General features: G+C 39.1%; 15 protein-coding genes. 4 read left to right on the top strand and 11 right to left on the bottom strand.

Going from position 1 to position 18,434, the window contains the following annotated elements:
• Positions 1-261: 261 nt before the first annotated feature.
• Positions 262-1,704, bottom strand: coding sequence for a trigger factor (tig, locus tag DYI03_RS08355; RefSeq protein WP_021669413.1), 1,443 nt, complete (start codon positions 1,702-1,704; stop codon positions 262-264).
• 693 nt (positions 1,705-2,397) lie between these two features.
• The gene (locus DYI03_RS08360; RefSeq protein WP_004356727.1) at positions 2,398-4,065 is read right to left on the bottom strand and encodes a formate--tetrahydrofolate ligase; all 1,668 of its coding nucleotides are present in this window, start codon (positions 4,063-4,065) and stop codon (positions 2,398-2,400) included.
• A gap of 248 nt (positions 4,066-4,313) precedes the next feature.
• Between DYI03_RS08360 and DYI03_RS08365 the strand changes: the two genes are divergently transcribed.
• On the top strand, positions 4,314-4,523 hold the full coding sequence (locus tag DYI03_RS08365; protein ID WP_021669412.1) for a hypothetical protein: 210 nt from the start codon (positions 4,314-4,316) through the stop codon (positions 4,521-4,523).
• A gap of 393 nt (positions 4,524-4,916) precedes the next feature.
• On the opposite strand, the gene ettA is transcribed toward DYI03_RS08365, so the two are convergent.
• Positions 4,917-6,614 (bottom strand): energy-dependent translational throttle protein EttA, encoded by a 1,698-nt coding sequence (gene ettA / locus DYI03_RS08370; protein WP_004356957.1) that lies wholly within the window; start codon positions 6,612-6,614, stop codon positions 4,917-4,919.
• Positions 6,615-6,665: 51 nt separating this feature from the next.
• Entirely contained in the window at positions 6,666-7,499 is an 834-nt protein-coding gene (gene lptB, locus DYI03_RS08375) for an LPS export ABC transporter ATP-binding protein (protein WP_025064707.1), read from the bottom strand.
• A gap of 137 nt (positions 7,500-7,636) precedes the next feature.
• Here lptB and DYI03_RS08380 point away from each other — a divergent pair, with 137 nt between their 5' ends.
• Together DYI03_RS08380 and DYI03_RS08385 are read left to right on the top strand one after the other, a co-directional pair.
• Positions 7,637-8,383, top strand: coding sequence for an MlaE family ABC transporter permease (locus DYI03_RS08380; protein WP_021669410.1), 747 nt, complete (start codon positions 7,637-7,639; stop codon positions 8,381-8,383).
• Positions 8,384-8,412: 29 nt separating this feature from the next.
• Positions 8,413-9,186, top strand: coding sequence for an ABC transporter ATP-binding protein (locus tag DYI03_RS08385; RefSeq protein ID WP_021669409.1), 774 nt, complete (start codon positions 8,413-8,415; stop codon positions 9,184-9,186).
• A gap of 147 nt (positions 9,187-9,333) precedes the next feature.
• Here the strand turns inward: DYI03_RS08385 and DYI03_RS08390 are convergent, their stop codons facing one another.
• The 6 genes from DYI03_RS08390 to DYI03_RS08415 form a co-directional block, all read right to left on the bottom strand.
• Positions 9,334-9,732, bottom strand: a complete 399-nt coding sequence (locus DYI03_RS08390; RefSeq protein WP_021669408.1) for a DUF4878 domain-containing protein — start codon at positions 9,730-9,732, stop codon at positions 9,334-9,336.
• 14 nt (positions 9,733-9,746) lie between these two features.
• Positions 9,747-11,060 (bottom strand): ribosome biogenesis GTPase Der, encoded by a 1,314-nt coding sequence (gene der / locus DYI03_RS08395; RefSeq protein ID WP_004356897.1) that lies wholly within the window; start codon positions 11,058-11,060, stop codon positions 9,747-9,749.
• Positions 11,061-11,268: 208 nt separating this feature from the next.
• On the bottom strand, positions 11,269-12,150 hold the full coding sequence (era, locus tag DYI03_RS08400; protein WP_004356867.1) for a GTPase Era: 882 nt from the start codon (positions 12,148-12,150) through the stop codon (positions 11,269-11,271).
• Positions 12,151-12,225: 75 nt separating this feature from the next.
• The gene (locus DYI03_RS08405) at positions 12,226-13,245 is read right to left on the bottom strand and encodes a beta-ketoacyl-ACP synthase III (protein ID WP_021669407.1); all 1,020 of its coding nucleotides are present in this window, start codon (positions 13,243-13,245) and stop codon (positions 12,226-12,228) included.
• Positions 13,246-13,252: 7 nt separating this feature from the next.
• Entirely contained in the window at positions 13,253-13,438 is a 186-nt protein-coding gene (gene rpmF, locus DYI03_RS08410) for a 50S ribosomal protein L32 (protein WP_021669406.1), read from the bottom strand.
• Between the two features lie 24 nt (positions 13,439-13,462).
• A complete protein-coding gene (locus DYI03_RS08415; protein ID WP_021669405.1) occupies positions 13,463-13,981 on the bottom strand; it encodes a YceD family protein in 519 nt (172 codons plus the stop codon).
• A gap of 404 nt (positions 13,982-14,385) precedes the next feature.
• Between DYI03_RS08415 and DYI03_RS08420 the strand changes: the two genes are divergently transcribed.
• On the top strand, positions 14,386-16,689 hold the full coding sequence (locus tag DYI03_RS08420; RefSeq protein ID WP_021669403.1) for an outer membrane beta-barrel family protein: 2,304 nt from the start codon (positions 14,386-14,388) through the stop codon (positions 16,687-16,689).
• A 193-nt stretch (positions 16,690-16,882) separates the two neighbouring features.
• Here the strand turns inward: DYI03_RS08420 and DYI03_RS08425 are convergent, their stop codons facing one another.
• Positions 16,883-18,409, bottom strand: coding sequence for a DHHW family protein (locus DYI03_RS08425; protein WP_021669402.1), 1,527 nt, complete (start codon positions 18,407-18,409; stop codon positions 16,883-16,885).
• Between the last annotated feature and the right edge of the window lie 25 nt (positions 18,410-18,434).

Here is an 18,434-nt window from a genome sequence, read left to right on the forward strand (position 1 = left end):
CGTTCATACAAAAAACATGCCATGTCGAACATGACAAATTTCCGTATTCTAACACAAAGATAATAAAAAAAAAGAGAATGAGTGCATAAAATAACAACTTTTTTGTTGGGTGAGTGGGTTTATTTTGATTAATTTCTTACTTTTAGAACAAATAAAAACAACAATATCCTTATCGAACACATCTACAAGCGAGATGGTTTGAGTAAGGATATTGTTGTTTATGAGGAAACTTTCTCTACCTTATAAAAAGGCAAAGTCGGTTTATTTTTCTTCTTTTTCAGCTTTATCAGCCTTCTTTGTGCGCTTAGCCTTTGCTGGTTTTTCAGCAGCAGCTTCTTGTTCCGGAGCAAGAAGTTTGTTAAATTCGTCCATTGTAACAGACTTTTTCTTCAATTTAACAACCGCTTTCAATGCAGCAGAGAGCTTACGATTAAGTGCAGCTTCAACCAATGAATCAATAGTTTCACGCTTCTTCAACATTTCATTAGCGTAATTGTTTACATATTCTTCAGGAACATTATCCATGCCGTATTGTGCAAATTGAGCGCGTGCCATTTGGATTGCGCTTTCACGAACGTCAGCATCTTCCACCTTAATATTATTAGCAACTGCAATTTTTTCTCTGATTAAGTGCCACTTGAGTTCATTGATGCTTGGAGCAAAGTTCTTTTCAATAAATTCAGCGTCCTTATCTTGGTTGTTAGCCTGCATAATGCGCTTCAAAAGTTCATCAGGGAATTTCAATTCACCAACTTTCTTTTCTGCGTATGCACGAACGTCTTGCATGAACTTGTAGTTTGAATCGTTTTCAAGTTGCTTGCTGATGCCTTCAGCGATAGCAGCACGGAAACCAGCTTCGTCCTTAATATTTGCATCTGCACCATAAATAGCGTCCCAAAGTTCCTTGTTATTTTCAGCACTTACGAAACGTGAGATTTCTGTGATTTGGAAAGTGAAATCACCAGTGTGGTTTCCAACTTCTTTACGGTCAATCTTTAACAATGAAGAGATTTCTGCATCACTTTTTGGGTAAGCCTTGCGTGGGTTGAAAGTAATAATATCGCCCAATTTGCAACCGTCAAAAAGTTTCTTTTGGTCTTCTACCTTAATATATTGTGGCATCATTACCGCACCTTCAACAGTTACACCGCCTTCGAGTGTATTGCCTTTTTCGTCCAATTCACGAATATCACCCTTGAGCATATCGCGCTTTTCTGGGTCAAACTCTTTAGCCTTATCGTAGTGTCCAGCACGACTTGCGAACATTTCTACTTGTTGGTCGATGAGCTTATCGTCTACTTTAATATCGTAGTATTCAATTGAATCCTTACTTGTAAGTTCGATATTGAATTCTGGAGCTACTGCAATGTCAAACATAAATGTGTAAGGAGCAGGATTTTCCAATTCTACTGCTTCTTGCTTTTCAGATGCCATTGGTTGTCCAAGCATGTGGATTTTGTTATCAACGATATACTTTTGAAGGTTTTCACCTAAGAACTTGTTGATAGTATCCATTTTAATTTGTGGACCAACTTGACGCTTTAACAAGCCCATAGGTACTTGTCCAGGACGGAAACCAGGCATATTGGCACGCTTGCGATAGTCTTTGAGTGCCTTCTCAACATCGTCTTTGTAATCAGCTTCTTCGACAACAATTGTCAAAAGACCATTGATTTTGTCGGGATTTTCAAATGAAATTTTCATCTTTGAAGTTTTATTATTTTATTATTTATTTATCAAAAGTATATCCGCCTTCGTGTAAAACTAAATTACGCTAAAGACTTCGAGGCGCAAAGGTACTCAAATTTTGCCTAACTACACAATATATAATAAGAAAAAAAAGTTTTTTAAGAATTTGACAAGAAAGCAAATGCTCATAAAATAATGTTCGTAATGGTAATCTTGTTTAAAATTCGGAAACAAATGACCATAGTTTGACGTAATATAATGTTCTTTTTCAAAGTGTACAATAGCTGACGTTTGGCAAGTAATGGTATTTTGTAGGGGCGTGATTTATCACGTTCCTAACACCCTATAATTTGCTGAGAGGAACGTGATAAATCACGCCCCTACAAAGTATCATTGCTTGCTTGCAACTTTAGATTTCTCGCCACGACCATATTCAACTCCATTTTATTTCGTTTATATGCTTCGTATGACTTAGCAAAATCGTTGCTTACGATAAAAGGAATGGTTCTTATGAGATGTTTTTTTACAATATGACATCATATAGCAGCTTTATTACTTCAAATCTGGTGAACTGATAACAAAATGACATGAGTTATCCGAATAATAGCCAAACTAATTCCGCCAATGGGTAGCTAATTTTGTAATTAATAAACAAAAAAAGCCTCGAGAAAGAAACTTCCCCGAGACTTTGCAATTATGGATAATGCTTTATGACAAGCCTTCTATTACTCCATTTACGACGTTAATGCGTTCTGCTTGTGGGCTTTTTGGTAATCCTGGCATACGCATAATGGTACCTGCAATGGCTACAATCATTTCAGCACCCGCATTGATGACGAAATCGCGAATGGTGATTGAGAAATCGGTAGGTACACCATATGCCTTTGCATCTTCCGAGAATGAGTATTGGGTCTTAGCAATACATACAGGGAATTTATCGAAACCGAGTTCTTTGATACGTGCCAAATCACGTTTAGCTGCTGGGCGCAATATCACTCTATCTGCTCCGTAAATATTCTTTGCTATTTTTTGAACCTTTGTTTCTATATCGTCTGTTTCTTCATAAACATATTTCAAAGGTTGAGATGGTTTCTTTTCGATGGTTTCAACTACCAAACGTGCCAAATCTTCAGCACCCTTACCACCTTCACCAAAGGCTGTATTGATAGCAAAGCCTACGCCTTGTGCTTCGCAATGTTCCTTAACGATAGCCAATTCTTCGTCTGTATCGGTAGCAAAGCGATTCAAACAAACCACAATTGTCTGTCCAAAAGATTTCAAGTTGGCAATATGTTTGTCCAAATTGCATAAACCAGCTTTCAAACCCTCAACGTTTGGTTTGCTAATTTCGGCTACATCAATACCGCCGTGCATCTTCAACGCTTGTGCAGTAGCTACAAGAACGGTCAAAACTGGTGAAATACCAGCCTTGCGACACTTGATATCAAGGAACTTTTCAGCACCAAGGTCAGCTCCGAAACCAGCTTCTGTAATACAATAATCAGCTGCATTCATTGCCATTTTCGTAGCTAAAATACTGTTACAACCATGCGCAATATTGGCAAATGGTCCACCATGAATGATAGCAGGTGTATTTTCTATTGTTTGAACAAGGTTCGGATTGATAGCTTCATGTAAAAGAGCTACGATAGAACCCGTTACGTTGAGTTCACGCAAGTAAAGCGGTTTGCCTTCAATAGTGATACCAAGAATGATATTATCAAGGCGACGGTGCAAGTCTTCTTCATCGGTTGCTAAACAAAGGATAGCCATAATTTCCGATGCAGGGGTAATATCGAAACCGCCTTCGGTTAGCAATCCGTCTGTTTTACCACCCAAACCTGTAATAATTGTACGCAAATTACGGTCGTTCACGTCTAAGACACGACGCCACCATATTTCTTTCATGGCAAAGCCTTCGTCTTGGTGTTGGTAAATATAGTTATCCAAAAGGGCTGCAATCATATTATTAGCAGAAGTAATGGCATGGAAGTCGCCTGTGAAATGGAGGTTTATTTTTTCCATTGGCAACACCTGTGCGTAACCACCGCCAGCAGCACCACCCTTCATACCGAAGCATGGCCCCAATGAAGGTTCACGAAGGGCAGGAATAGCATTCTTTCCGATGCGATTCATACCGAGTGCCAAGCCTACACTAACTGTTGTTTTACCAATACCCGCCTTTGTTGGTGTGATAGCGGTAACGAGTATTAATTTTGATTTCTTCACTTTCTCATCATCAATGAGTCGATAAGGCACTTTAGCGATATACTTTCCGTATGGTTCGAGTTCTTTTACTGGAATATTCGCTTTTTCTGCTATGCGCTCAATGAGTTCGAGCTTTGCCTCGTGGGCTATTTCAAAATCTGTTTTCATGAAAGGAAAATATTTAATATTTTAGGTTTATTGTTGCCAAAATTAGGTATTTTATTACTTTCCACCAAGTATTTTATCATGTTTTTATTATATTTTTTTACACTTTGCACACATTTTCCTCATTGTGTAATGGTATTGTAAACCACACATTGCAATTTTTAAGTATTCTTATACGAACACTATAATTTTGTATTGTTACACTGTTAAAATAAAAACAAAGTTTTACTTTTCATCTCCACCATAAAACAATGAAAAGAAAACTGCAAAATTTTTCGCTTCATCAAGTGTACATTTTGGGTAACTTCATTTTGATAGCCCATGAAACGATTTTGATGGCGTTATCAAGGAGAGTTGATGGCGCTATTAAACATAGAATAAAATTAAAACCTATTGTTTTGCACGCTAAAACCTATTGTTTTGAAGTAAAAAATAGGCACTTTGCGATTTCAAACAAATAATGAAGACTTAGAAGAAAAAAGGTTGGGAATATTTTCTACAAGCTCAGTTAGACGAAAATAATTTATTTTTTGTATTAGGAAATGGGCTTGCGAAGTAATGGAAATTTGTAGGGGCGGAATTTATTCCGTTCCTCATAAGCTTTTATCATGTTACTACTAATTAAAAAATCATTTTTTAGTTATGAGGAACGGAATAAATTCCGCCCCTACAAGGCTACTACAAGCAGTCCAAATAGGCAAAATATAGAAATACAAATCCTACATTTTTTCTACTAAGCCATAACAATGGAATTTTAGTAAACCTCGATTAAACAAAATACGGCACACCGAATTTCTTTCGATGTGCCGTGTTCGATTTATTTTTGCTGTATTTATTCCCCGAATAAATAGGGTTTAATCTTCCATCAATTTGCGGTAACGACCTTTCTTTATTTCTTCATTGCCCAATCGGCGAGCCTTGTTGATTTCGTATTCAGAGTAGGTTCCTTCGAAGAAGAACACCTCGCCATTGCCTTCAAAAGCAAGTATATGGGTACAAATACGGTCTAAGAACCAACGGTCGTGGCTGATGACAACAGCACAACCAGCAAAGGTTTCCAAACCTTCTTCCAATGCTCGCAAGGTGTTTACGTCAATATCGTTGGTAGGTTCGTCCAAAAGAAGCACATTACCTTCTTGTTTTAAAGCCAAAGCCAACTGCAAACGGTTGCGTTCACCACCTGAAAGCACGCCACAAAGTTTGCTTTGGTCGGTGCCAGAGAAGTTGAAACGTGAAATGTAAGCACGCGCGTTTATGTCGCGACCGCCCATTCTGATGGTTTCGTTGCCTTGTGCTATCACATCGTAAACCGACTTTTTAGGGTCAATATCTTTATGTTGCTGGTCTACATACGCCAATTTTACGGTTTCGCCTACTTCAAAATTACCACCGTCAGCGGTTTCCAAGCCCATGATAAGACGGAAGAGTGTTGTTTTACCAGCACCATTTGGACCTATAACACCTACGATTCCGTTAGGTGGAAGCATGAAGTTGAGGTCGGAGAACAATACTTTTTCACCGAAAGCCTTCTGCACATGTTGCGCCTCAATAACCTTATTACCCAAGCGAGGACCATTTGGAATAAAGATTTCGAGTTTCTCTTCACGGTCTTTTTGCTCTTGATTCAACATTTGTTCGTATGAGTTCAAACGAGCCTTACCCTTTGCCTGACGTGCTTTTGGTGCAAGTCGAACCCACTCCAACTCACGTTCAAGTGTCTTTCTGCGCTTAGAGGCGGTCTTTTCTTCTTGCTCCATGCGTTTTGTTTTTTGGTCGAGCCATGAAGAATAGTTACCCTTCCATGGGATTCCTTCGCCACGGTCGAGTTCCAAAATCCACTCGCTCACATCGTCAAGGAAGTAGCGGTCGTGGGTAACAGCGATGACTGTACCCTCGTATTGTTGCAAATGTTGCTCCAACCAATCAATACTTTCAGCATCTAAGTGGTTGGTAGGTTCGTCCAAAAGAAGCACATCTGGCTTTTGCAACAATAGGCGACAAAGAGCCACACGACGACGTTCACCACCCGAAAGATTGGTTACAGGCAGGTCGCCATTAGGACAACGCAAGGCAGCCATGGCACGGTCAAGTTTAGAATCCATATTCCACGCATCGGTAGCATCAATAACATCTTGTACTTCAGCTTGGCGTTGCATGAGCTTATCCATCTTGTCTGGGTCGCCATAGTATTCTTCCAAACCGAATTTCACGTTGATTTCATCGTATTCGCGCAATGCGTCGTAAACGTGTTGAACACCTTCTTGCACGTTTTCCTTTACGGTTTTCTCTTCGTTGAGAGGTGGGTCTTGAGGAAGATAACCCACAGAATAACCTGGACTAAATACCACTTCGCCCGATGTAGGCTGTTCAATACCAGCAATAATTTTCATCAAAGTTGATTTACCCGCACCATTTAAACCGATGATACCTATCTTGGCACCATAGAAGAACGAGAGGTAAATGTTCTTCAGAATTTGCTTTTGATTTTGTGGGATAATCTTTGACACGCCCACCATTGAGAAGATAATCTTCTTGTCGTCTACTGTTGCCATTTATATTTTGTTTTTATGATTTTACTGTCTTTAGAAAAACTTTTTAGCTATTTATTCTTGTTCTAAAGCTGCTTCTTTGGCGCGTTTTCGCTCGTCTAACAATTGGAAATCTTTCTTTTGCAAAACAAAATCTGTACCCAAATACTTTTCCTTTACTATCTTGTTGGCAGCCAATTCCTCTGGTGTTCCTTTAAAAAGAATTTGCCCTTCAAACAAAAGATAAGCACGGTCGGTAATATTTAGCGTTTCGTGTACATTGTGGTCAGTAATAAGAATACCAATATTGCGAAACTTTAATCGCCAAACAATGTGCTGAATGTCCTCCACTGCAATAGGGTCTACACCCGCAAAAGGTTCATCGAGCATGATAAACTTTGGGTCGATTGCCAAACAACGAGCTATCTCGCAACGACGACGCTCACCTCCCGAAAGGCGGTCGCCAAGGTTTTTGCGCACTTTCTCTAAACGAAATTCCTTGATAAGACTTTCCATTTTTTCAATACGCTGCTCCTTTGTGAGTTTCGTCATCTCTAAAACGCTCATGATATTGTCCTCAACACTCATCTTACGAAATACGCTTGCTTCTTGCGGAAGATAGCCAATACCAGCCTTCGCACGCTTGTAAACAGGGTAATTCGTAATCTCTTGGTCGTCAATATAAACATGACCTTCATTGGGGATAACCAATCCTGTGGTCATATAGAACGACGTTGTCTTACCTGCACCATTTGGTCCTAACAAGCCAACAATCTCTCCTTGACGCACATTGATACTCACACCGTTTGCCACAGTGCGCTTTCCGTAACGTTTCACAAGACCTTCAGTGCGAAGAATACTGCTTTTTTCTTCTTCAGCAGGAATGATAATATTTTCAGTGTCGAGCATTTGCAATTTCATTTCTTACATGCAAAAGTAGTAAAATAAATGCTAATAACGTTGAGAATAAATAAAACTATGGTAGATATTGCAGATTTTTAGCGGAATTTGGTTACTTTTGTACCATATTCATAAACTAACAAAGCATGCTTATCATTAATTGGCTGACAAACTTCGGCAAATATTTACTTCTAATGGGGCGCACTTTCAGTCGTCCAGAACGTTTCCGCATGTTCCTAAAACAATACGTTAAAGAAATGTCGCAACTGGGTGTTGATTCCATTGGCATCGTTTTGCTTATATCTTTTTTCATTGGAGCAGTTATTTGCATACAGATAAAATTGAACGTACAAAGCCCTTGGATGCCACTTTGGGTATCGGGTTATGTTACAAGAGAAATCATGTTGCTCGAATTTTCATCAAGTATCATGTGCCTTATCTTGGCGGGAAAAGTTGGTTCTAACATTGCTTCGGAATTAGGAACCATGCGTGTAACCCAGCAAATAGATGCCTTAGAAATTATGGGTATCAATTCTGCAAGCTATTTAATCTTGCCAAAGATTGCAGGACTCATTACTATCATGCCGTTCTTGGTCATCTTTTCAGCAGCAATGGGCATTGTTGGAGCCTATGCAACGGCTTATTTTGCGCACATCATTACCCCTGTCGATTTAACATCGGGGATTCAACACAGTTTTAACTCATGGTTTATGTACATGAGCATCATGAAAAGTTTGTTCTTTGCATTCATCATTGCCAGCGTTTCTTCCTACTTTGGCTACACCGTTAAGGGCGGTTCGTTCGATGTTGGTAAATCTTCTACCGATGCAGTGGTAAGTTCAAGCGTACTTATCTTGTTCAGCGACGTATTCTTAACCCAACTACTTAGCTAAAAATCAGTAACAAAGTAAAGAAAAACATTATGATAGAGGTAAAAAACTTATATAAATCGTTTGGCGAAAAGGAGGTTCTCAAAAACATTAATACGGTGTTTGAGGGCGGAAAAACCAACCTTATCATTGGACAAAGTGGTGCTGGTAAGACTGTACTCATGCAGTGTCTTGTGGGATTGTTAGACCCTACGAGTGGAGAGGTACTATACGATGAGCGAAACTTTGTGAAAATGAAGAAAAAGGAAAAGATATTCATGCGCAGAGAAATGGGTATGATTTTCCAAGGAGCAGCTTTGTTCGACTCACAAACGGTATTTGAGAACGTAAGGTTTCCACTTGATATGTTTTCAAGCCTATCCCAAAAAGAAAGAGACCAACAAGCACAAAAGTGTATTGACCGTGTGAACCTGACAGGGGCGGAAGATAAATATCCAGGGGAAATATCTGGCGGTATGCAAAAGCGTGTTGCCATTGCAAGAGCCATCGTTATGAACCCTAAATATTTGTTTTGCGACGAACCAAACTCTGGTCTTGACCCTAAAACTTCGTTGGTTATCGACCAATTGATTACCGAAATTACGCACGAATACAATATGACAACCATTATCAACACGCACGATATGAACTCGGTAATGGGCATTGGCGAGAACATTGTCTTTATTGCTGACGGCAAAGCAGAGTGGCAAGGCAACAAAGCTTCGGTAATGACAGCAAAAAATAAGAAATTAAACGACCTCGTATTTGCTTCCGATTTATTCAAGAAAGTAAAGGAAGTGGAGAATGAGGAAAACCATAACGGATAATAAAGCCGTAGATAATAGATACAAAAAATGCCGTCCTGCGTCTTGAAGGGCGGCATTTTTATTACATAGCATATTCCTTGTTGTTACGGTTCATGCTCGTTGTTACTTTATTTTATGCTCTTTTATGTTGCATTTTATGTTCGTTCTTTATCGCATATACCACAAACGATTCTTTTTTACCATCGGAACAACCACTTGTTCGGTAGTGCTATCGCCATAATGGAGGAGGAGAAAAACACTCGCCGTACTATCTTTCGGAAAGAATTGAGCACTGTTAATAGTTACTTTCGTGATGCCTTTTCGTGCCTCAACTTGCTTTTCCGAGAAGACTTTAAAGTTGGTTATCATCTGCTTTTTGTAGCTTTCTGGCAGTTTCTTGGGCAGATTCATACCATCTAAGAATTGGTCGTATTTGCCATTTATAAGGTCTTCGTAATACACTTTAGCAGCTTGAGCGGCAATAGCACCATGGTCTATTTCCTCCTTTTTACTGCATGCTGTGAACGAAAGCGCAACAATGAACAAACAAAAAAGTAATCGTTTCATTTCAACTCCAAGTTTTATTTCTGACGAATAAACACATTGATAGGGCAACCATTTAGGTTCCAATGGCTACGAATCTTGTTTTCCAAGAATCGGCGGTAGGCTTCACGAACGTATTGCGGTAAGTTTGCATAGAAAACAAACGAAGGAATTTGCGTATTAGGCAGCTGCGAGCAATACTTAATCTTAATGTATTTACCTTTAACTGATGGTGGTGGAGTCTCCTCAATGATAGGTAACAACACTTCATTGAGTTTGGTTGTACCAATGTGAATGTTTCTATTCAAGTAAACTTGCTTAGCTACATCAAGGATTTTGAATATACGTTGCTTGGTCAAAGCTGAAGCAAAAATGATTGGGAAGTCTACAAACGGAGCCATACGCTCACGAATTGCATTTTCAAAGGTCTTGATAACCTTTTGGTCTTTGTCTTCAACAAGGTCCCATTTATTAACAACGACAACCAAACTCTTGTTGTTTCGCTGAATCAATTGGAAGATATTCATATCCTGCGCCTCTATTCCTCGAGTCGCATCAATCATCAAAATACAAACATCTGAGTTCTCAATGCTACGAATAGAGCGCATAACAGAGTAAAATTCAAGGTCTTCTGTTACTTTATTCTTACGACGAATACCCGCAGTATCAACCAAATAGAAGTCGAAACCGAACTTATTGTAACGTGTATAAATGCTATCTCGGGTGGTTCCTGCTATTTCTGTAACGATGTTTCTATCCTCTCCGATGAACGCATTGATAAGGCTTGACTTGCCAGCATTAGGGCGACCAACAACGGCAAAGCGTGGTATTTCCTCCTCAATGTTTTCATCTGGAAGGTCTTTCATGCGTTCCAAAAGCAAGTCGAGCAAGTCTCCCGTACCGCTACCTGTCTGTGCGCTAATGCAAACAGGGTCGCCAAGTCCTAAACGATAGAACTCTGCCGACATATAATATTCTCCGCTGTTGTCCACTTTGTTAGCTACTAAAATCACAGGAAGTTTACTTCGGCGAAGAATTTGCGCTACATCTTCGTCCCAATCGGTTATTCCTGTTTCATTGTCTACCAAGAATAACACAAAGTCTGCCTCTTCCGTAGCAACCAAAACTTGCTTGCGGATAGCATCTTCGAAGATGTCATCAGAATTAACAACCCAACCTCCAGTGTCAACAATAGAAAATTCACGACCGTTCCATTGGCATTTTCCATATTGGCGGTCGCGTGTTGTACCAGCCGTATCACTCACAATGGCGCGACGACTTTGGGTTAAACGATTAAAAAGCGTAGACTTTCCCACATTTGGACGGCCTACTATTGCTACTAAATTTGCCATTTATTGATGGTCTTTCCCCTTATAAGAAATATCGTTAGGGGGTAAGGTGAGGTCTGCACCTTATGAATATTTGCCGAAGATGACCACGTCTCCAGCCCTCGCAACATGCGAGAGTTTGCCCTACATACAGTCAGGGCGTTGTAAATCTCTTTTTTTTAGCTACATTTTCCAAAGAACAGAAAAGCGAAAAATGCTCTATTCTCCTTTTTTATTCAGGATTGTAACCGAAATTGCTTAACTCTTTTTGCGAGTTACGCCAATCTTTGTCCACCTTTACAAAGGTTTCCAAGTATATTTTCTTATCAAAAAACTTCTCTAAACTCTTGCGTGCTTCAGTCGAAACCTTCTTCAATGCTTGTCCTTGATGACCGATAATGATGCCTTTTTGGCTATCACGTTCTACATAAATTATCGCATTGATATGGATTTTCTTCTCGTCTTCTTTGAATCGTTCCACCACTACTTCAACCGAATAAGGCACTTCTTTGTCGTAATAACGCAAGATTTTCTCACGAATAATCTCCGTTACGAAGAATTTAGCAGGCTTATCGGTCAATTGGTCTTTATCGAAATAAGCAGGACTTTCGGGCAATAATTCTTGAATACGGTGCATCAATGCATCAGTACCAAACTTATTCTTTGCCGAAAGAGGCAGAATTTCAGCTTTAGGCAATAGGGTGTGCCACTTTTCAACAAGTTCTACAACCGTTTTTTGGTCGCTTTCGTCTATTTTATTGATGAGCAAAATGACAGGAATATCCATCTTTGCCACCTTTTCAAGGAACTCGCTATTCTTTTCAGGCTTCTCAATTACGTCAGTAACATAGAGAAGAATATCAGCATCAGCAAGGGCAGATTCTGAAAAATGCAACATCATTTCTTGCATTTTATAGTTCGGTTTCAGTACACCTGGTGTATCTGAGAATACGATTTGCATATCTTCCGTATTCACAATGCCCATAATTCTGTGGCGAGTAGTCTGCGCTTTAAAAGTTGCAATACTAATTTTCTCGCCAACGAGTTGATTCATCAGCGTACTCTTTCCCACGTTTGGGTTGCCTACTATGTTTACAAATCCTGCTTTATGCATTTGCTTTGATAAAAAAACGCATCAATCTTTGCGCACAAAGAAAGATGCGTTAATTCTTATTTTACGTTCTTCGTATTATTTTTTTGCTACAGCAGCTGCTCCGTCGTATGCCCACTTGTAATAAGAAGCACCATGAACAAATCCAGCACCAAAAGCCGTAAAGATAACATTATCGCCTTTCTTCAGTTTAGATTCCTCGTCCCAAAGTGCAAGTGGTATGGTTGCAGCACTGGTGTTACCATAATGCTGAATATTGATAATCACTTTTTCCAATGAAACATTGGCTCTTCTGGCAACAGCTTCAATAATTCTGAGGTTCGCTTCGTGTGGAACAACCCAATTAACATCGTCTGCTTGTAGGTTATTCATCTTCATTATTTCTTGAACATCGTTGCTCATGCTTGTAACCGCGTATTTAAACACTGTACGACCTTCTTGATAAAGATAGTGCAAGCGGCGGTCTACTGTGAATTGAGATGGTGGACAAACCGAGCCACCCGCCTTCATGTGCAAGAAAGGCAATCCTTTTCCGTCTGTTCTAAGGAATGAATTTTGAACACCAACATTCTCTTCCGTTGTAGCCTCTACGAGTACTGCAGCAGCACCATCGCCGAAAAGTACACAAGTTTGTCTATCAGTGTAATCTACTATTGACGACATTTTATCTGCCGCAATCACGATGATACGCTTGTAACGTCCACTTTGTATCATTGTGGCAGCCACATCGAGCGTATAAAGAAATCCACAGCAAGCTGCTGAGAAGTCGAATCCAAAAGCATTTTTCAATCCTAACTTACCAATTACGATTGATGCTGTTGAAGGAAACTTATAGTCTGGAGTAGTTGTTGTAACGATAAGCGCATCAATGCTATCTGGGTCTACACCTGTTTTCTCTAAGAGTTGCTTTGCAGCTTTGCGAGCCATATAGCTGGTACCAAGTCCCTCCTCTGTTAAGATTCGGCGTTCCTTGATGCCTACACGTTCCATAATCCATTCATCAGTGGTATCAACCATGCGTGAAAGTTCTTCATTGGTAAGAACATAATCAGGCACGTATCCTCCGATACCAGAGATAATGGCATTTATTTTCTCCATCTTTTTCTTATTCTACTATTTCTTTTACGATAGCAACTTTACCACGATAGTATCCACAAGTTGGGCAAACTGTGTGATAAACATAGTAAGCACCGCAATTAGGACATGCTGCTAATGTTGGGGCTACTGCCTTATCGTGAGTTCTTCTCTTAAGTGTACGAGTCTTTGACTGTCTTCTTTTAGGATGTGCCATAATTGTTTAAACGTTTTATTATTTTTATTTTTTTAATTTTAATAGAGCTTCCCAGCGCGAATCTATTGGTTTCTCGTCTTCCGAACCGCTTCGGGCAGCAGAATGTTCTTCTAACATTCTTATCATAGCAGGGTTGCATTTTCCAGGTGCATGCACATGCTTGATAGGGAGTGCGAGCAATATAAATTCGTAGACATACCATGAAACATCGAGCATTCCTTCGTTCTCGGCCACCGTAACAAGGTCGTCTTCCTCTGAGTTTTCGTTTCCAAACTTAGCATTGAGTTGTTGTTCCGTCTCAATTTCTTGCTCCATATCTTCCAAACAAATATCACATGGCACAATTACCATGCCTTTTTCTTTGAAAGTTAGTGTGAAATCATCATCGGTATGGCGCACAATATCTAATTCAACATGCACGCTACCACGACTCACTTCAGGAGCGTCAATCGCCTTAAAGTAAGCGTCATCAAGGTCGAATGCGAAGCTATTTAGCCCATCGCTTAGACCTTTCAAATCTATTTTAAGGTTGTCCAAGTCCATAATCGGTGTGCAAAGGTAAGAATATTTTTCTGATAATTAGCAAATTAAAAGCAAAAAAATGCAGATTAAGCATTTTGCCAACATGCTTATATAGAAATAAGGTGAAAGACCAAGATGCTTTGTTTGTCATTCTATGGTCAAAATGTTTCTATTTTTGATGCTATTGTTACGCAAAAAGCATTGGTTGGCAAAGGAATAAACTGGTATTTTTTTCAAAAGTGCCTATTTTGAAGTGCAAAAGTGCCTATTTTGAGGCTCAAAATAGGCTCTTTTTGAAACGATAGAATATTGTAATTCCCAAATAGGAGGAACTTCTGAAGAAAAAAATTAAGAAAAAAAACAGAAATACTATTTATTTTACAAAAACATCTTTATCTTTGCATTTCGAACAAAGACTACAAATAATGAAAAAGCTATTTTTTAGTGTGCTGATTTCCTTTATTGCGTTGAGTGTAAAGGCGCAAGAACATTACCAAGGAAAGGTGATGGACGATAAAGGCAAAGCCATTTCTTTTGCGAACATCGCATTGCTTAACGAAAAAGATTCGAGTTTTATAACAGGTATTGTTGCAAACGTAGACGGAGTGTTCGACTTGAATGCGCCAACAAAAGGATTGCTGAAAGTTTCACACATGGGCTACGATTCGAAAATGGTTAAAGGCGAAACAAACACCCCACTTACAATCGTTTTAACTCCCAACGCTGTGCAAATGGACGAGGTTGTAGTACAATCGGTTAAACCTGTTACACACCTTGAAGGCGATGCGTTGGTTACAAATATAAAGGGCAGTCTATTTGAAAAACTTGGTACTGCTAAAGATGTATTAGGTCGATTACCAGGGGTCTTGAACAACATGGGTAGTATTGAAGTGCTGGGAAGAGGCACACCTATTTATTATATCAATGGGCGAAAGGTTTACGATGGACAGTTGTTAGATCAATTGAAATCTGACAAAATCAAGAAAATTGAGGTTGTAATGAATCCCGGTGCACGCTACGATGCTTCTGTAAAAGCAATAATTCGCATTGTTACTGAGCGTGAACAAGGGGCTGGTTTCTCTTTCGATAGTAATACAAAGGTAGGTTATCTTGATTATGTTTATGGTTCAGAACAAGTAAACATGAACTACCGATTGAACAAACTTGATATTTTTGCCAACTTAGAATATGCCAATAATCGCCAAAGAGGATTGAACAGTAACGACGAAACCGCATGGCTTTCATCAACTTTACATCAAAACTTTGATATTTCGCAACGTGGACGACAACAACTTTATGACGGAAAAATAGGTTTTGCCTACACCTTTTCGCCTGAACATTCTTTGGGCTTATATTATAAGGTAACACACACGCCAGCTAAAAAATGGACTACGCTTCATGCTAATTCTTTTGTAAATGATGTTTTGAACGAAGAAAGTGCTATGGAGCATTATAGCAAAGGTTTTTCAACAAGCCACCTCGTAGATGCTTATTATTCAGGTCAGTTTGGAAAATGGTCGCTCAATGCCACTTTCAATACATTATGGAAGAAGAGTAATTCGGACAATGTATCTGATGAAATTATTAAGAATGGCGGAAAACGCAATATTACTACCGAAACCAAAGTAAACTCTCGTATGCTTGCTGGCGAACTCCATTTGTCAAAACCTTTTTGGCGAGGACAATTAAACTTCGGTACTGAACTTTTAAACAGTCGCCGTGAAGAAAACTTTATTGCCTTAGGTGGTTTGCTTAATAACGACAATCCTTTTGTAAAAGAAAGTAGTGCAAGCGTTTATGCAGAAACCATGCAACGTTTAGGAAAAGTTATGGTTCAGTTAGGGTTACGCTATGAACACATCAATAGTGAGTATTTCCGCTTTGGGAAAAAGGTAGAAGAACAATCGCGCATCTATGATAAACTTTTCCCAACGGCATTGGTTACCACAAACTTTGGCAAAGTAATGATGCAATTGAGCTATTCAAAAAAATATTTCCGTCCGTTCTATTCACAGTTAAGTAGCACTGTTGCCTACATAAATCGCTATCTTTACGAAAGTGGAAACCCATTGCTCCGTCCTTCTTATATCGACAATATTTCTGCAATCCTCCGTTATAATTGGGCAACTTTGATACTCGGCTATTCGTCTACAAAAGACAAAATCATAACGTCGGCTATGCAATACGAGGGCGACCCTAATGCTACTTTGTATAAAAAGATGAATTCTAAATACAGAATGGGCGAATTACAAGCTATGATTCAGCTTTCTCCACAGTTCAAACGCTATTATCCAACTTTGGTTTTAGGCATTGCTGCTCCTTTCAACAAGATAGATTTCCGTGGCAGTATCAAGCATTTAAATCACCCAATGGGAATTATTCGCATGAATAACATCTACCAACTTTCATCAAGCTGTATGCTCACTGCCGATTTTAGTTGGCGTGGCAAAGGCGATGGCGAAAATATTAGAATTGGACAAACATGGCAAATCAATGCTGGAGCAATGAAAAATATTGGCAAACAATGGGAATTGCGCCTTACGGTAAGCGATATTTTCAACTCAGCACGCAAAACGTGGTTCGATATGTACAGCGAACTCAACGTTGTACATCAAGAACGTGATGTAAACACACGAGGCGTTGAATGCACTGTGCGCTATAAATTCAACACAACCAAATCGAAATATAAGGGCAAGGGTGCTGGTAATCAAGAGAAAACACGCTTGTAAGAAAAATATTTTGAGCAAGTTGAGCGGGAATGCAGTAGCAACTTAAATTGAAAAAAACGAAACGAATCAACCCTTAAAAAGTATTTTATATATCGAATTGTTAGATATAAAAAACTTTTTAAGGGTTGGTTTGTTATGAAAAACTTTTTATTATGATGTGAGGTAAATTAACGAAAAGAAGTCAAAATTGGTCTTAATTTAAACGTTCTTCGCTATTATTCTGAGTAGACGTGTTTCTTTTTTCTTCATTTGCTGAAGGTTGTTTTGGCTTTTGCGGCTGCGTTTCGTGCTGTTTGGACATTTCTTTCTTTTCAACCGATTTTCTTTCAGCCTTTATTTTCTCTGCTTTCTCCTTATTTTTAGTATTGTCTTCTTGCTTTGTAGCCTTTGTTTCCTTTCCCCTTAGTGTTCCGTCAGGTTGCGAAAGGAAACGTAAAAATGCCTCGTAGGTGTGTTTTGAATAGGCTTTAAAAATATTATTAGCAAAAAGAATATCCGTAATTTTATTTTTTGCTACATACTTTTTCATGTTATCTGTGAAATATCTTGAATCTATAACATGAATTTCCTCAAAGGAATAGAATAAGAAACCTGGTAAAGCATTGCCGAAACTGTCTTTCAAAATGATGAGTCGGCGTTTATTTTTATTACCAGTTCTTACAACTGTCAAGCGTGTATCGCCTCCCATGAATGTACAATATGCGCCTGCACTTCCATCTTTATAATGATAGAAGAATGAACCTTGACGTGGCTTTCCAATGCCTGTTGTTTTGTAATCTTTATTAATCGTATAATCAATGTACGTTGTTTGGTATTTTATTCCTTGGGGTTCGTAGTAGACAAAGTCCTCTGGGGCATTTTTTATTGCTATGTCTTTTGAGTAAGCGTACATACTTCCGATGTATCCTTTTACCACCTTTCTTTGGTAACTTTTTAATGATTTGAAAGGCACTTTAGCCATTTTGCAGAATGCTTCTGCCGCATAATAAGCTCCTAAAGGTGCCCAATGGTGGTCGGTTCTTAAGAAAATGTCTTCTTTGGCATGGCGTCCTAAAGCTGTGTAAGCATCAACGGCGTAAATATCAGGGCGCAAATGCGTGTACATGTTTTGAATTGTGGCACGTTCGCTATTGCTTGCTTTCTTAACCTGTTCGGGACAGTAATATTCTACGGCAGTTGGAATGACCATACAATATACATTTACCTTATTTCCAAAGATTTCTTTATATTTATTGGCTGCCTCTACATAGCTAACACCGCCTGTTGCCGACCCACCAAACGCCATTAATGCACGCACTTTTGGTCCGTTTCCAACCACGATGATACCAGCATTGGCTATTTTTGCGTTTTCATCGGCTGTAACTTCGTTGTTATATTCAGTGATATTGCGGTCGCCTTTTGGCGAATTATCTTGTTGCATTCCGTCTTTAGAGGCATGGAATGTAACTTGATTTTCGGTTGTTGCCAAACGCATTTTTCCTTTTACTTCCATACTAAGTGCCATAATTTCGTCGCGATAAGGCTCGCTATCGCTGAACCATGCAGTAACTTCTTTTGTGAAATTACCCGACCACAGACTTTCAAACGAGAATGTTGGGAATTTTTTTAGTTCACGTTTTTCTAAAATCGAAATACGTGTGCGAGGAAAAAAGTTGAAGACAATTGTAATTGCAAGCAATATTATTGCGATTACAACCAAATATATTTTATGAGTTTTCATTATGTTTGCTTCAATTTTAGGCTAA

The organism is Prevotella disiens (assembly GCF_900454955.1).
Classification (GTDB): domain Bacteria; phylum Bacteroidota; class Bacteroidia; order Bacteroidales; family Bacteroidaceae; genus Prevotella; species Prevotella disiens.

Coding starts and splice junctions, on each gene's coding strand:
- tig (WP_021669413.1), bottom strand. CDS start 1,704: ATGAAAATTTCATTTGAAAATCCCGACAAAATCAATGGTCTTTTGACA.
- DYI03_RS08360 (WP_004356727.1), bottom strand. CDS start 4,065: ATGAAAACAGATTTTGAAATAGCCCACGAGGCAAAGCTCGAACTCATT.
- DYI03_RS08365 (WP_021669412.1), top strand. CDS start 4,314: ATGAAAAGAAAACTGCAAAATTTTTCGCTTCATCAAGTGTACATTTTG.
- ettA (WP_004356957.1), bottom strand. CDS start 6,614: ATGGCAACAGTAGACGACAAGAAGATTATCTTCTCAATGGTGGGCGTG.
- lptB (WP_025064707.1), bottom strand. CDS start 7,499: ATGCTCGACACTGAAAATATTATCATTCCTGCTGAAGAAGAAAAAAGC.
- DYI03_RS08380 (WP_021669410.1), top strand. CDS start 7,637: ATGCTTATCATTAATTGGCTGACAAACTTCGGCAAATATTTACTTCTA.
- DYI03_RS08385 (WP_021669409.1), top strand. CDS start 8,413: ATGATAGAGGTAAAAAACTTATATAAATCGTTTGGCGAAAAGGAGGTT.
- DYI03_RS08390 (WP_021669408.1), bottom strand. CDS start 9,732: ATGAAACGATTACTTTTTTGTTTGTTCATTGTTGCGCTTTCGTTCACA.
- der (WP_004356897.1), bottom strand. CDS start 11,060: ATGGCAAATTTAGTAGCAATAGTAGGCCGTCCAAATGTGGGAAAGTCT.
- era (WP_004356867.1), bottom strand. CDS start 12,150: ATGCATAAAGCAGGATTTGTAAACATAGTAGGCAACCCAAACGTGGGA.
- DYI03_RS08405 (WP_021669407.1), bottom strand. CDS start 13,245: ATGGAGAAAATAAATGCCATTATCTCTGGTATCGGAGGATACGTGCCT.
- rpmF (WP_021669406.1), bottom strand. CDS start 13,438: ATGGCACATCCTAAAAGAAGACAGTCAAAGACTCGTACACTTAAGAGA.
- DYI03_RS08415 (WP_021669405.1), bottom strand. CDS start 13,981: ATGGACTTGGACAACCTTAAAATAGATTTGAAAGGTCTAAGCGATGGG.
- DYI03_RS08420 (WP_021669403.1), top strand. CDS start 14,386: ATGAAAAAGCTATTTTTTAGTGTGCTGATTTCCTTTATTGCGTTGAGT.
- DYI03_RS08425 (WP_021669402.1), bottom strand. CDS start 18,409: ATGAAAACTCATAAAATATATTTGGTTGTAATCGCAATAATATTGCTT.